Genomic DNA, 12,936 nt, shown 5'->3' on the forward strand with positions numbered 1-12,936 from the left:
GCCACGCGACCCCGACCGGGCCGCGTGGGGGAACAAGGGCGATCGCCGTGCCCGCGAGACGGCGAGGCGGTCGCCGAACGGGCTCCGCCGGGTGGCGGCCGCCGGGAGGTGCCGGGAGCCGCCGGGACGTGCCGGGAGGTGCCGGGAGGTGCCGTGGTCAGGCCGGATTGTCGGGGTGCAGCGGCACCGTCCACTCCAGGACGGTGCCGCTCGGCTCGTTGGATGTCAGGGCGCAGGTGCCGCCGAGGTTCTCGGCGCGGGTGCGGAGATTGCCGAGACCGCTGCGGCGGGTGACGGCCGGGTCGATGCCCCGGCCGTTGTCCGCCACCCGCAGCCGCAGCGTGGTGGAGGTGGCCTCGGCCGTGACCTCCACGGCCGTGGCGTGGGCGTGCCGGGCGGCGTTGGACAGCGCCTCGCGCAGCACCGCGAGCAGGTGTTCCCGCTGCTCGTCGGACACGTCGGTGTCCAGCAGGCCGCTCATGCGCAGAGCGGGGGTGAAGCCGAGCGTCTCGGACGCACGGCCCACTTCGGTGACGAGTCGGGCGCGCAGACCGGTGGCGCCCGCCCGGTCGCTCTCCCGAAGGGCGTAGATCGTGGAGCGTACGACCTTGATCGTGTCGTCGAGATCATCCACCACCCGCTGGACGCGTTCGGCCACCTCGGGCCGGTCGGAGAGGCGGTTGAGCACCGACTGCAGGCTGAGCCCGCCGGCGAAGAGCCGCTGGATGGCCAGGTCGTGCAGGTCACGCGCGATGCGGTCCCGGTCGTTGAGGACGAGCAACTGCTCCGCGTCGCGGCGGTGTTCGGCGATCTCCAGGGCGAGCGCGGCGTGACCGGCGAACCCGGCGATCATGTCGATGGTGGCGTCCGGGAACACGGTTCCACCCTGCCGGTTCGCGACCTGGAGAACGCCGCGCACCCGCTCCGGGGTGCCCAGCGGGATCACGAACGCCGGGCCGAGGTCGAGGACCGACGCGCTGCCCGTCCCGGTGCGTGGGTCCTCGCTGAGGGAGGCACTGACGATTCGCTCGCCGGAGGTGAACACCTTGGCCGCCAGACTCGTCCCGTCCGGCAGGGCCAGCCCCCGTACCAGTTCGGCGTCGCGTCCTTCGGCGGACTCGATGACCAGGTCCGTGGTGCCGGTCACCGGCAGGGCCAGGGTCACCAGATCCGCGTCGGACATCTCCCGGACCGTCGCCGTGAACGCGTGCAGGACGTCGGCCGGATCGGCGCCCGACAGCAGGGTGCGGGTCAGCTCGCTGCTCGCGGCCAGCCAGCGCTCACGGCGCCGGGCGTCGTCGTACAGCCGGGCGTTGTCGATGGCCACGCCGGCCGCCGCGCCGAGCGTGCGCAGCACCGCTTCGTCCTCGGCGTCGAACTCGGCACCGCCGCGTTTCTCCGTGAGGTAGAGGTTGCCGAAGATCTTGTCGCGGACCTGCACGGGGGTGCCGAGGAACGTGGTCATCGGGGGGTGCCCGGGAGGGAAGCCGACGGAGTCCGGGTGGTCGCTCAGGACGGGGAGCCGCAGGGCGTGCGGCTCCCTGATGAGCAGGCCGAGGATGCCTTCTCCCCGGGGGTAGTGCCCGATGCGGGCGATGGTCTCCTCGTCGATACCCACCGTGATGAACTGCTTGATGCCGCCCTCTTCACCGAGGACGCCGAGCGCTCCGTAGCGGCAGTCGACGAGCTGCACCGCGGACTCCACGATCTGCCGCAGGACGACATCCAGGTCCAGGTCGCTGCCGATCGCGAGGACCGCTTCGAGGAGGGTGTGCACCCGGTTCTGGGTGCCGCGCACACGCTGGACCTGCTCCTGCAGGTCCTCCAGCAGGGCGTCCAGCCGGAATTGCGGGGCCGAGGGCTCCTCCGGAAGGTGCGCGCTCTGGTTCATTCGTGTTCCCCTCGCTCGACACCCGTCGGAGCCATGATGCCCGACCGGCCGGGCCCGAAGTCGAGCACCTGTGCGGAACGCGGCGGACGAAGTGGCCGCCGCGGCGAGGCCGACCGCCTCGTGGCCCCCGACCCGCGGCTGAGCCGCAGCCGACCAGGGGCCTTCAGGGGAGGTGCGAGTGGTTCACGAGGTTCTGGGGAGGTCAGGTCGGTGAGGGGGGACACGGGGGCCGGGGCCCGCCGGGCCAGGGCCGTTCGGTCCGCACCGGTCGGCCGAGGGGTCCTTCGCTCCGGTCATGCCGGCAGGCCGATCTGTCCATGGCCTAGGTCATGCCGGCCAGCCGATCCTTCCGCGGCTCCGCGGCTCCGCGGCTCCGCGGCTCCGCGGCTCCGCGGCTCCGGGGCTCCGCGGCTCCGCGGCTCCGGGGCTCCGCGGCTCGGCCCGGCGCTCTGGGGCGCGGCCGTCGCGCACGCGATCGACTGCCCCGGGCCGGCCCGTCAGCGTTCGGGAAGCCAGTGGTGGCCGATCCGGTGCGAGGGGTGGAGTTCGGGCGGGAGGGTGTCATCGACGCGGAAGGTCAGGCTGTTCATGACTCCGACGACGCCGTCGACCCGCCACGTCAGCCGGATGGCCCGCGGGATCTCGCTCCGACGCTCCAGCCGACCCTCCAGCGTCACCACACCGTCGCCGACCGAGACGATCACGCTGTGGGGCGGCAACGACAGGGTGCGCCCCAGAACCTCGTCGGTCACCTCCTGGCGGATCTCCTCGTCCGTCCGCAGGAATACCCGCAGCAGGTCCCGGCGGGTGGCGATTCCGATCAGCCGGTCCTCCTCGTCCACCACGGGAAGCCGTTCGATGCGATGACGCTCCATCACCCGGGCGGCATCCGCCACTTGCTGTTCCGGATGCACGGTGATCGCGGGCGTCGACATCAACTGCTCCGCGGTCGTGGCGCGGGCCGGTGTGGCCTCGGCGCCCGCCGCGCGGCGCGCCACCCTGCCTTGGCGCAGCGAGCGCGACCGGCCGCGGCGCAGGGACGGCAGGAGGCCGCGCCGTACCTCGGGGTCGCACCGGGCCGCCTGCCGGCGCAGCAGATCGGTCTCCGAGATCACGCCCACGACCTTGTCGTCGTCGTCCACCACCGGCAGTCCGCTGATCCGGTACCGGTCCAGCAGCCGTGCCACGTCCTTGAACGACATCTCCCGGTGCGCCTCGACGACCTCGCTGGTCATCACCTGCCCGACGATGAGGGTCATCTCGCCATCTCGCTTCCTTCTCGGATGGCTCCCCAGCGTTCCTCCCCGGCACCCAAGGGGGCAGGGGCCGACCGTCCTCGGCCACGGGCCCGACCGTCCCGGTCAGGAGGGCCAAGGACACGCTCAGAAGGGCCAAGGACCCGGCCAAGAGGGCCAAGGACCGCCCGCCTCGTCCCGCGAGAACGTGAAACCGACCGGCGCCACAGACCGGCGCCGACCCTCGAATTCGACCGGCGCCGCCCCCCTAACCGACCGGCCCTAGCTTTTGAAGCCGACCCCGCCGTACAGGGACACCGGCTCGTCGCCGATCGGGGTCTCGCCCTCCGCGAGTTCCGGACGCCAGTCCTTCACGGAGACGATGCCCGGCTCGACCAGGTCAAGTCCCCCGAAGAAGCGGCTCACTTCGGCGTGCGAACGGCCCACCAGGGTGACACCGCCGCGCGCGTACGCCTCGATGCCCCGGCGTACGTCCTCCGGCTCGAAGTCGATCGTCATCGCGGACAGCGCCAGAAAACTGCCCGGCGCCAGTGCGTCGACCAGGGTCTCCACCAGTTCGTACGCACCGTCGTCGTCGGCGATGAAGTGCATCAGCGCGATCAGCGACAGGGCCACGGGGCGGTCCAGGTCGAGCACGCGCGCGGCCTCGTCGAGGATCTTCCGCGGCTCGCGCACGTCCGCCTGGATGTACTCCGTCACGCCCTCCGGGGTACCGCGCAGCAGCGCCTCGGCGTGGGCGAGGACGATCGGGTCGTTGTCGACGTACACCACCCGTGCGTCCGGAGCGGTGACCTGCGCGATCTGGTGAAGGTTGGGCTCGGTGGGAATGCCGGTGCCGATGTCGAGGAACTGGCGGATTCCCGCCGTACGGACCAGGTGGCGGGTGGCCCGCTGCATGAACCAGCGGTTGCTGCGCGCGGCCCGTTTGGCGCCGGGATCGCGCTCCGTGATCTGCTGCCCGAGCTGCTCGTCGACCGGGTAGTTGTCCTTGCCGCCCAGGTACCAGTCGTACACCCGTGCCGGATGTGGCCTGCTGGTGTCGATCCGGTCCGCGGCGGACTCGGTCCCCGTCATACGACAACTCCCTGCTGTGTCCGTCCTGTTCACCCCGTCAACCCGTGTTCGGCGGGGCGCGCGAGCAGTGTCGCATCCGCGCGGGGTGCGGGGCGGGCGACAGTCGATCCTCGGCCACCCGGAACCGCGGCGCCGTGGTGCTCGGCGCGGAGAACCGCTCCGCGGCCGCGATGGCCGCCTTCCCTGCGGGGCGGGTGTCGGGACGTACGGGCGGATACCGGCCGCGGGGGGATCTTCCCAAGGGCTCGGGGCGGGGGTTATAGTCAAAAACTAGCAGTGCTAATTAATCCCGGTGTCCCTCACCGGTGTCCGTCAGGAGTCCTGTCGTGCGTCCCGTCCACTTCGCGGCCGCCCGCCGCACGCCCATCGGCAAGCTGCGCGGGGCCCTGTCCTCCGTGCGGCCCGACGACCTCGCCGCGAGCGTCATCCGCGGTCTGGTCGCCGAGGTGCCCACGCTCGACCCGGCCCGCGTCGACGACGTCTACTGGGGTGCCGCCAACCAGGCCGGTGAGGACAACCGCAATGTCGCGCGCATGGCCGCGCTGCTCGCCGGACTGCCCGACAGCGTGCCCGGCGCCACCGTCAACCGGCTCTGCGCCTCCGGCCTCGAAGCCGTCACGACGGCGGCCCGCGCCATCGCCTCGGGCGAGGCCGACATCGTGCTCGCCGGCGGCTCCGAGTCGATGAGCCGGGCCCCCTTCGTCCTGCCCCGCCCGGACGAGGCGCTGCCGCACCGCATCGAGACCGTCGACACCCGGCTCGGCTGGCGCATGGTCAACCCCGTGATGAAGGAGCTGCACGGCGTCCTGTCGATGGGGGAGACCGCGGAGGAGGTCGCCGCGCGGTACGGCGTCTCGCGCGAGCGGCAGGACGCCTTCGCGCTCCGCAGCCACCAGCGTGCGGCCGACGCCCGCAAGAACGGGTACTTCGACGCCGAACTGCTCCCCGTGGAGCGTCCCGACGGTGTGATCGTCGACAGCGACGAATGCGTACGGGAGGACACCTCGCTCGACAAGCTGGCCCGCCTCAAGCCGGTGTTCCGCGCCGGCGGCACGGTCACCGCGGGCAACGCCTCGCCGATGAACGACGGCGCCGCCGGCGTGCTGCTGGTCAGCGAGGAAGCCCTGAACGAACTCGGACTGGAATCGCTCGGACGCTATGTCGCCGGAGCCTCGGCCGGCGTCGATCCCGACGTCATGGGCATCGGTCCCGTGCCCGCCACGCAGAAGGCGCTCGGACGCGTCGGCTGGAGCATCGGCGACATCCAGGAGGCCGAGTTCAACGAGGCGTTCGCCGCCCAGGCCCTGGCCTGCGTGGACCGCCTCGGCATCGACCCCGACCTCGTCAACCCGACCGGCGGAGCCATCGCCCTCGGTCACCCGCTCGGCTGCTCGGGCGCCCGCATCCTCACCACCCTGCTGCACCGCATGCGCCGCACGGGCGCCGAGCGCGGCCTGGCCACGATGTGCGTCGGAGTCGGACAGGGCAGCGCGGTCCTGGTCGAGCGCCACTGACGCGCGGACCCTCCCGGAGCTGCGCGTCCGCAGGGGCAGGTCCCTACACGGCGTGTCCCTGGCGTCGGCCCGTACACGGCGTGCCCTTGGGGTCGGCCCGTACAGGGTGTGGCCCAGGGCCCACCTGGGCCACGACCCTCCTTAGCCGGGCGAGTTGCGTGGGCATAACATCGGTCCCCGCATGAACACGATGACGCTCTGGCACATATCCACCGGGGAGTTCGCCGCTCTCGCCGCCGCGGCTCTGCTCGTCGGCTTCTCCAAGACCGCCGTCAGCGGAGCCAACACGGTCAGCCTGGCGATCTTCGCCGCCGTACTGCCCGCCCGCGCCTCGACCGGCGTCCTGCTGCCCCTCCTGATCGTCGGCGACGTGCTCGCCGTGCTCACCTACCGGCGCCACGCCCACTGGCCCACGCTGTGGCGCCTGTTCCCGGCGGTCGCCGCGGGTGTCGTCCTCGGTACGGTCTTCCTGGTCTGGGCCGACGACGCGGTCGTACGGACCTCGATCGGCGCGATCCTGCTGCTGATGGCCGGGGTCACCGTGTGGCGTCGCCGGGCCGCCGTCCAGGACGAGGAACCCGACTCGGTCGTGACCCGCACGGGACGCGTCAAGGCCCGTTCCTACGGGGTGCTCGGTGGCTTCACCACGATGGTCGCCAACGCGGGCGGCCCGGTGATGTCGATGTATCTCCTCTCGGCGGGCTTCCGCAAGCTCGGCTTCCTCGGCACCTCCGCCTTCTTCTTCCTCATCGTCAACGTCTCCAAGCTGCCCTTCAGCGCGGGCCTCGGCCTGATCGACGGCCGCTCGCTGCTCCTGGACGCGGCCCTGGCGGCCTTCGTCGTGCCGGGGGCGTTCATCGGAAAGTGGGCGGTGAACCGCATCGACCAACTGCTCTTCGAGCGACTGGTGATCGGGGCGACGGTCGTCGGGGGAGTGCAACTGCTGCTGCACTAAAGTCCGGGGCCTCCGGGACGCGCCCCGGTGCTACCGGGAAGGGCCGGAGCCCAGCAGGCGCGGGAGGTCCGCGAAGGAGTCCAGGACGTGATCCGGCGTGCCGTGGGCCGCGCGATGGCTCTCCCGCAGGTACTTCCCGGTTCTCACCAGGACGCCGGTGATGCCCGTGCGCTGCGCCGCGAGGACGTCCGACTCGATGTCGTCGCCGATCATCAGTGCCTCGCCGGGACCGACTCCGAGACGGGCCAGCGCCGTCTCGAAGAACGCGGGTGACGGCTTCCCGGTGATCTCCGCCTCCGTGCGGGCCGCCCGTTCGAGCCCCAGCAGGAACGCGCCGCTGTCGAGCTGCAGACCCCGGTCGGTCCGCCAGTACAGATTGCGGTGCATGGCGATCAGCCGCGCACCCCGCTGGAGGTGGCCGAAGGCCCGGTTCACCGCCGCGTAGCCGAACTCGGGACCGGCACCCCCCACGACGACGACATCCGCCACGGTGTCGGCGTTCCCCTCGACAGCACCCGGTACAGCGCCGGCGTTCTCCTCGACGAGGAGTACGCCTTCGAGGTCTTCGCGGATGTCACCGCTGTTCAGCAGAGCGCACCGGGCGCCCGGATGGTGTTCGGCGAGGTACGCGGCGGTGACGGCGGGCGCGGTGAGGATGTCCCCGGCGTCCACCGGGAAGCCCGCTCCGGCCAGCGTGGCGGCGATGGACGCGCGTGTGCGGGACGTCGTGTTGGTGACCAGGGCGACCGGAAGGCCGGAATCGCGGATCCGCCGCAACGCCTCGACCGCGCCGGGAATCGGCTCCCACGAGACGGTGAGCACACCGTCGATGTCGATCAGGACCGCCCGTACCGCCTCCATGCCAGGACCCTACCGATCCGCGGTGGCAAGGGCATGCGCACAGCCGTTCCCGCACCCCCGTACGCTCGGCGCATGGCCCCGCACGTCCTTCTCCTCGGCGGCACCACCGAGGCCCGCGAACTCGCCGCCGAGCTGGCGGCGCGCCCCGGCGTGCGCGTGACGACGTCGCTGGCGGGCCGGGTCTCCCGGCCGGGAGCGCTCGAAGGGGAGGTACGGACCGGGGGGTTCGGCGGGGCGGACGGACTCGCGCGATGGCTGAGCGAGCACCGTGTCGACGCCGTGGTCGACGCGACGCATCCCTTCGCGTCCGGCATCACCGCGAACGCGGCACGGGCCGCGGCGGCGACCGGGATTCCCGCCGTGGTGCTGCGCCGCCCCGGCTGGCGCCCCGGTCCCGGTGACCGCTGGCACCCGGTGGACTCCCTCGCCGAAGCCGCCGCGCTGCTGCCCGAGCTGGGCCGCCGCGTCTTCCTCACCACGGGCCGCCTCGGACTCGCGGCGTTCGCGGATCTCGCACAGCTCCACTTTCTCGTACGTTCGGTGGAGGCCCCCGAGCCGCCGCTGCCTCCCGACACCGAAGTGCTGCTCGCACGCGGTCCCTTCACCCTGGACGACGAGAAGGCCCTGCTCCGCGGTCATCGCATCGACGTCCTGGTGACCAAGGACAGCGGCGGTGCCGCGACGGCGGCCAAACTGACGGCCGCCCGCGACCTCGGCCTCCCCGTGGTCGTCGTACGCCGCCCGCCCCTCCCGAAGGACGTGAGCGCGGTTCCGGACGTCGCGTCGGCGCTGGCCCTGCTGGACCTCGGCCCGCGGTGACCGGTCTCCGGAGCCGCCGCGCGGCCGTCAACTCCTCGTGGCCGACGCCAGTTCCGGGGTCCGGTCGGGCAGACCCTGGGTCAGGTCCTCGACCAGCAGGCGCTTGGCGATGGTGTCGACGGCGGCGCGCAGTTCCTCGCCGGACGGGCGGCCGAGATCCTGCTCCACACGTCCGGCGAGCCAGCGGCCCCAGGCCTCGCTGATCACCCGTGCCTCGCGCTCGCCCGCCGCGGTGTGCGAGAACAACGAGCCGTGCCGGGTCAGATAGCCCTCCTCGACCATCCGGTTGAACACCGGGACGAGCACCTCGGGGGGCAGATGGCGCCGGGCGGCGATCAGTGCGAGATTGGCGTGGCCGACCATCCGGGTGAACAGCTCCACCTGCATCACGGCCCAGGAGCCCGCCACATCCAGCCGGGTGTCGGACTCGGCGACGATCCGGCGCGCGGTGTCCATCTCCGTGGTGCCGATGATTTTCGCGACCGAGAACTCCAGCAGCCGCTGGGAGTCCGCGGTGGACGGCGACGCGAAGCCCTCGCCCATGTCCGTCGACCCCATCCGCGCGCTGTCGCGCAACTCCACCTGCTTGAGGAAGAGCGCCACGACGAAGCCGAGGACCGCCACCGGAACCGTCCACAGGAACACGGTGTGGATGGTGTCGGCGTAGGCGTCGATGATGGGCTGGGCCGCCTCCGGCGGCAGTCTGTGCAGCCCTTCCGGACTCTGCGCCGCCTTGGCGATGACGGCCGGCCGGGCCGCACCGGTCTCCGCGGCCGCTCTGACCCCCTCGGCCAGGTTCGGCTTCAGCGCGTTGGTGTAGATCGTGCCGAAGACGGCCGTACCGAAGGAACTGCCCAGCGTACGGAAGAAGGTGACGCCGGAGGTCGCGGTGCCGAGGTCGGTGTACTCGACGGTGTTCTGCACGGCGATCGTCAGCACCTGCATGCACAGCCCGATCCCGGTGCCGAGCACGAACATGTACAGGGACTCCAGCCAGGCCCCGGTGTCCGGTCCCATGCGCGACATCAGATAGAGCCCGACCGCCATCACCAGGGAACCGACGATGGGGAAGATCCGGTACTGCCCGGTCTTGCTGACCACGTTGCCGCTGAAGACGGACGCGATGAGCAGGCCAAGGACCAGGGGCAGGGTGCGCACACCGGAGACCGTGGCGGAGTCCCCGTCGACGTACTGCAGATACGTCGGCAGAAACGTCATCGCGCCGAGCATCGCGAACCCCACGATGAAGCTCAGGATCGAGCAGACCGTGAAGACCGGGTTGGAGAACAGCCGCATCGGCAGCATGGGTTCGGCCGCACGCGTCTCCACCAGGCAGAACAGACCGAGCGCGACCACACCGCCCACGAAGAGACCGATGATGGTCGGCGATGTCCACGCGTACTCGTTGCCGCCCCAACTCGTCGCCAGGATCAGGGAGCTGGCGCCGACCGCGACCAGCGCGATGCCCAGATAGTCGATGACCGGCCGGGTCACCGACTTCACCACGGGGATGGTGCGGGCCGCCGCGATCACCACCACGATCGCGAGGGGGACGTTGACGTAGAACGCCCAGCGCCACGACAGATGGTCCGTGAACAGTCCGCCGAGCAGCGGCCCGATGACCGTGGCCACACCGAAGACCGCGCCGATCGCGCCCTGGTACTTGCCCCGCTCTCGCAGCGGGATGACGTCCGCGATCAGCGCCATGGAGGTCACCATCAGACCGCCCGCGCCGATGCCCTGCAACGCCCGCCAGGTGATCAGCAGCGACATGTTCGTGGCGAGCCCGCACAGGAACGAACCCGTGATGAAGATGATCGCCGACACCTGGAAGACCACCTTGCGGCCGAACAGGTCGCCGAACTTGCCGACCAGCACCGTCGCCACGGTCTCGGCCAGCAGGTAAGCGGTCACCACCCACGACATGTGCGCCGCGCCGCCCAGATCGGACACGATCGTCGGCAGCGCGGTGCCCACGATCGTCTGGTCGAGCGCGGCGAGAAGCATGCCCAGCACGATCGTCGCGAAGACGATGTTGCGGCGCCGGCTGTCCAGCACCGGCGGCCCGGGCGCCCCCGCCGCGGGGGGCGCCGAATCCTCCGTGATCGTCACAATCGCCACCCTCACACCGGTGGGCTCCCCGTGCATGCGGGGCGGCCCGCGCGGCGTACCGGCGGACAGGACGTCTCTAGCTCCCCGGATTCCTGCGCAGCAGGTAGGTGTCCATGATCCAGCCCTTGCGTTCCCGGGCCTCGGCGCGCAACCGCTCGATACGGGGGGCCGCCTCGGCCAGCGGACCGGAGGCGAGGATCTCGTCGGGCGTGCCGATGTAGGCGCCCCAGTAGATGTCGATGTCCTCGTCCGCGTACTGCCGGAACGTCTGGTGGGCGTCGAGCATCACCACCACGTCGTCCACCCCCTCGGGAAAGCCCTCCGCGAGGCGTCGGCCGGTGGTGATCTGCACGGGCCGGGCGACCCGGTTCAGCCCCGTACGGTGCCGGGCGACGAGCGCCGAGACGCTGCTGATGCCGGGCACCACGTCGTACGAGAACGCCACCGCGCCCTGGTCCAGGATCTCCTCCAGGATGCCGAGCGTGCTGTCGTACAGCGCGGGATCGCCCCACACCAGGAACGCGCCGCTCTCGTCCTCGCCCAGCTCCTCGGTGATCAGCCGCTCGTAGATGGCGGCACGGGCGCTGCGCCAGTCCCCGACGGCCGGGGAGTACGACGAACCCCCAGCTGTCCGGTCCCGGTCAGGGTCGCGGGCCTCGACCAGGCGGTACGCCCCCTCGGGTATGTGCGCGTCGAGGATGTCACGGCGCAGCTGGACGAGGTCGGACTTCACCTCGCCCTTGTCCAGGATGAAGAACACGTCCGTGCTCCTCAGCGCTTTGACCGCCTGCAGCGTGAGCTGATCGGGGTCGCCCGCTCCAATGCCGATGACATGAATCTTTCGCACACCCAGAGTCTGCCGCACGCCACTGACCGTGGACGCACCGGCGTCGGTACGTGGTCGGGCACCGGCGTCGGTGCCTGGTCGGGCGCCGCAGGCATGCACTTGTCAGGCGACCCGGCCGCGCAGTCGTGGAGCTGACACCGCCGCGTCGACCGGCTCGCCGTCACGCTCCACGACGCCCGCCAACTCCCGTGCCCAGATGGTGAGTTCCGCGAGCTCCATGCCGTACGGCCGCGGCCGACCCGTCCCCGACGCCCACTCCTCGATCGCCCCGGCGCCGCGTCGCAGCAGCCGTGCGCCGCCCGTCGCGTTCCCCCGGGCCGCGTGCGTGAGCCCCACGGCGAGCTGCGCCAGCCCCCGCCAGAGCCCGCGCTCGTCCTGCGGACCGGACTTCCAGGCGTCCTCGAAGACCTCGTGCGCGTGGAATGGTCTGCCCGCGTCCAGCAGCGCCTGCGCCTCGGCGACCGTTTCCTCGGGACCGCGCACGACCCCCTCCGGCTGCCGCTCCACCCCGTCCGCGCCGTACGGCAGGGGGCGCCCCAGTCCGTCGCGGGGCCTGGCGTTCCGCGCCCGCCCCTCGGTGTCCCGATCGCGTCCGCCGGCCTGCCGCGTCTCAGATGTCCCGGTCATACGCCGATTGTCGCGCGCCCCCGTCCCCCGGCGGAGCAGCCCCCGGCGTGGGGTAAAGTTCTGTTCGCACGATCACGCGGGTCACCGCGGGTGAACGCACCGGGACGTGGCGCAGCTTGGTAGCGCACTTGACTGGGGGTCAAGGGGTCGCAGGTTCAAATCCTGTCGTCCCGACTTGCGTATACGCAGGTCGTAGGCCGTTTCCGCTTTCGCGGGGGCGGCCTTTCCGCTGTCTGCGGCATGGGTGTCACCCGCTGAGGCGGCGCCGCCGGACGGCGCCGGGCAGGGTGAGGGCCCGGCTGCCGCGTCGGGCGAGGCGTCGCCGTCCCCCGATTCCGGGGCGTTCGGCGGCCTTCGCGTCAGGACAGATGGCCGACGTGCGCCAGCGCCTGTCGCAGCAGAACGCCGTGACCGCCGGGCATGTCGTCCGTGACCACGGGTGACGAGGCCTCTTCCGGGCTGAACCAGACCAGGTCGAGGGCGTCCTGCCGGGGGCGGCAGTCGCCGGTCACCGGGACGATGTAGGCCAGGGACACGGCGTGCTGGCGGGGGTCGTGGAACGGCGTGACGCCGAGTGTCGGGAAGTACTCGGCGACGGTGAACGGCTGCAGGGAGGCCGGGATCCGGGGGAGTGCCACCGGGCCGAGGTCCTTCTCCAGGTGGCGCAGCAGGGCGTCGCGGACCCGCTCGTGGTGCAGCACCCGGCCCGAGACGAGGGTGCGGCTGACCGTCCCGTCCGGACCGATACGGAGCAGGAGCCCGATGTGGGTGACTTCGCCGTTGTCGTCGACGCGCACCGGTACGGCTTCGACGTACAGGATCGGCATACGGGCGCGGGCCGACTCCAGTTCGTCACGGGACAGCCAGCCGGGCGTGGTTTCGGTCAAGTCAGACATTGCTTGATCATACTTTCCGTGCGTCCGGTGCGGGCGTGATGCTCCAGGTCAACGATGCCCCACCGAAAGGGTCATCGCGCGTCC

The 12,936-nt window shown here is 71.6% G+C and carries 11 protein-coding genes and 1 tRNA gene; 4 read left to right on the plus strand and 8 right to left on the minus strand.

The genetic code is table 11. The features are described from left to right. Positions 1-157 precede the first annotated feature (157 nt). The 3 genes from ABZX90_RS12010 to ABZX90_RS12020 form a co-directional block, all read right to left on the minus strand. Positions 158-1,891, minus strand: a complete 1,734-nt coding sequence (locus ABZX90_RS12010; RefSeq protein ID WP_351119846.1) for a GAF domain-containing protein — start codon at positions 1,889-1,891, stop codon at positions 158-160. Positions 1,892-2,388: 497 nt separating this feature from the next. Next, positions 2,389-3,150 carry a CBS domain-containing protein gene (locus ABZX90_RS12015; protein ID WP_355203927.1) on the minus strand — a complete coding sequence of 254 codons (762 nt, stop codon included), beginning with the start codon at positions 3,148-3,150 and terminating at the stop codon, positions 2,389-2,391. A 258-nt stretch (positions 3,151-3,408) separates the two neighbouring features. Then, the gene (locus tag ABZX90_RS12020) at positions 3,409-4,221 is read right to left on the minus strand and encodes an SAM-dependent methyltransferase (RefSeq protein WP_355203930.1); all 813 of its coding nucleotides are present in this window, start codon (positions 4,219-4,221) and stop codon (positions 3,409-3,411) included. Positions 4,222-4,547: 326 nt separating this feature from the next. On the opposite strand from ABZX90_RS12020, the gene ABZX90_RS12025 reads away from it, so the two are divergent. Then, complete coding sequence (locus ABZX90_RS12025) at positions 4,548-5,735, plus strand: thiolase family protein (protein ID WP_351119855.1); 1,188 nt, start codon at positions 4,548-4,550, stop codon at positions 5,733-5,735. A gap of 181 nt (positions 5,736-5,916) precedes the next feature. After that, positions 5,917-6,690: a sulfite exporter TauE/SafE family protein gene (locus ABZX90_RS12030; protein ID WP_355203933.1), complete on the plus strand. Its 774-nt coding sequence runs from the start codon at positions 5,917-5,919 to the stop codon at positions 6,688-6,690. Between the two features lie 30 nt (positions 6,691-6,720). Here ABZX90_RS12030 and ABZX90_RS12035 read toward each other — a convergent pair whose 3' ends face one another. Further along, a complete protein-coding gene (locus ABZX90_RS12035; protein WP_355203936.1) occupies positions 6,721-7,551 on the minus strand; it encodes an HAD-IIA family hydrolase in 831 nt (276 codons plus the stop codon). A 72-nt stretch (positions 7,552-7,623) separates the two neighbouring features. On the opposite strand from ABZX90_RS12035, the gene ABZX90_RS12040 reads away from it, so the two are divergent. Beyond that, positions 7,624-8,370, plus strand: coding sequence for a cobalt-precorrin-6A reductase (locus ABZX90_RS12040; protein WP_355203939.1), 747 nt, complete (start codon positions 7,624-7,626; stop codon positions 8,368-8,370). A 27-nt stretch (positions 8,371-8,397) separates the two neighbouring features. On the opposite strand, the gene ABZX90_RS12045 is transcribed toward ABZX90_RS12040, so the two are convergent. The 3 genes from ABZX90_RS12045 to ABZX90_RS12055 form a co-directional block, all read right to left on the minus strand. Beyond that, positions 8,398-10,482: an MDR family MFS transporter gene (locus tag ABZX90_RS12045; protein WP_355203942.1), complete on the minus strand. Its 2,085-nt coding sequence runs from the start codon at positions 10,480-10,482 to the stop codon at positions 8,398-8,400. A 76-nt stretch (positions 10,483-10,558) separates the two neighbouring features. Continuing rightward, positions 10,559-11,329: a precorrin-6A synthase (deacetylating) gene (gene cobF / locus ABZX90_RS12050; protein ID WP_355203945.1), complete on the minus strand. Its 771-nt coding sequence runs from the start codon at positions 11,327-11,329 to the stop codon at positions 10,559-10,561. A 102-nt stretch (positions 11,330-11,431) separates the two neighbouring features. Beyond that, on the minus strand, positions 11,432-11,956 hold the full coding sequence (locus ABZX90_RS12055; RefSeq protein ID WP_355203948.1) for a DUF309 domain-containing protein: 525 nt from the start codon (positions 11,954-11,956) through the stop codon (positions 11,432-11,434). A 100-nt stretch (positions 11,957-12,056) separates the two neighbouring features. Between ABZX90_RS12055 and ABZX90_RS12060 the strand changes: the two genes are divergently transcribed. Beyond that, positions 12,057-12,130: transfer RNA gene (locus ABZX90_RS12060), tRNA-Pro, on the plus strand. 185 nt (positions 12,131-12,315) lie between these two features. On the opposite strand, the gene ABZX90_RS12065 is transcribed toward ABZX90_RS12060, so the two are convergent. Continuing rightward, the gene (locus ABZX90_RS12065) at positions 12,316-12,852 is read right to left on the minus strand and encodes an NUDIX hydrolase family protein (protein WP_351119874.1); all 537 of its coding nucleotides are present in this window, start codon (positions 12,850-12,852) and stop codon (positions 12,316-12,318) included. Positions 12,853-12,936 lie beyond the last annotated feature (84 nt).

This window comes from Streptomyces sp. NPDC002935 (genome assembly GCF_040611295.1).
Lineage (GTDB): Bacteria > Actinomycetota > Actinomycetes > Streptomycetales > Streptomycetaceae > Streptomyces.

Coding starts and splice junctions, on each gene's coding strand:
- ABZX90_RS12010 (WP_351119846.1), bottom strand. CDS start 1,891: ATGAACCAGAGCGCGCACCTTCCGGAGGAGCCCTCGGCCCCGCAATTC.
- ABZX90_RS12015 (WP_355203927.1), bottom strand. CDS start 3,150: ATGACCCTCATCGTCGGGCAGGTGATGACCAGCGAGGTCGTCGAGGCG.
- ABZX90_RS12020 (WP_355203930.1), bottom strand. CDS start 4,221: ATGACGGGGACCGAGTCCGCCGCGGACCGGATCGACACCAGCAGGCCA.
- ABZX90_RS12030 (WP_355203933.1), top strand. CDS start 5,917: ATGAACACGATGACGCTCTGGCACATATCCACCGGGGAGTTCGCCGCT.
- ABZX90_RS12035 (WP_355203936.1), bottom strand. CDS start 7,551: ATGGAGGCGGTACGGGCGGTCCTGATCGACATCGACGGTGTGCTCACC.
- ABZX90_RS12040 (WP_355203939.1), top strand. CDS start 7,624: ATGGCCCCGCACGTCCTTCTCCTCGGCGGCACCACCGAGGCCCGCGAA.
- ABZX90_RS12055 (WP_355203948.1), bottom strand. CDS start 11,956: ATGACCGGGACATCTGAGACGCGGCAGGCCGGCGGACGCGATCGGGAC.
- ABZX90_RS12065 (WP_351119874.1), bottom strand. CDS start 12,852: ATGTCTGACTTGACCGAAACCACGCCCGGCTGGCTGTCCCGTGACGAA.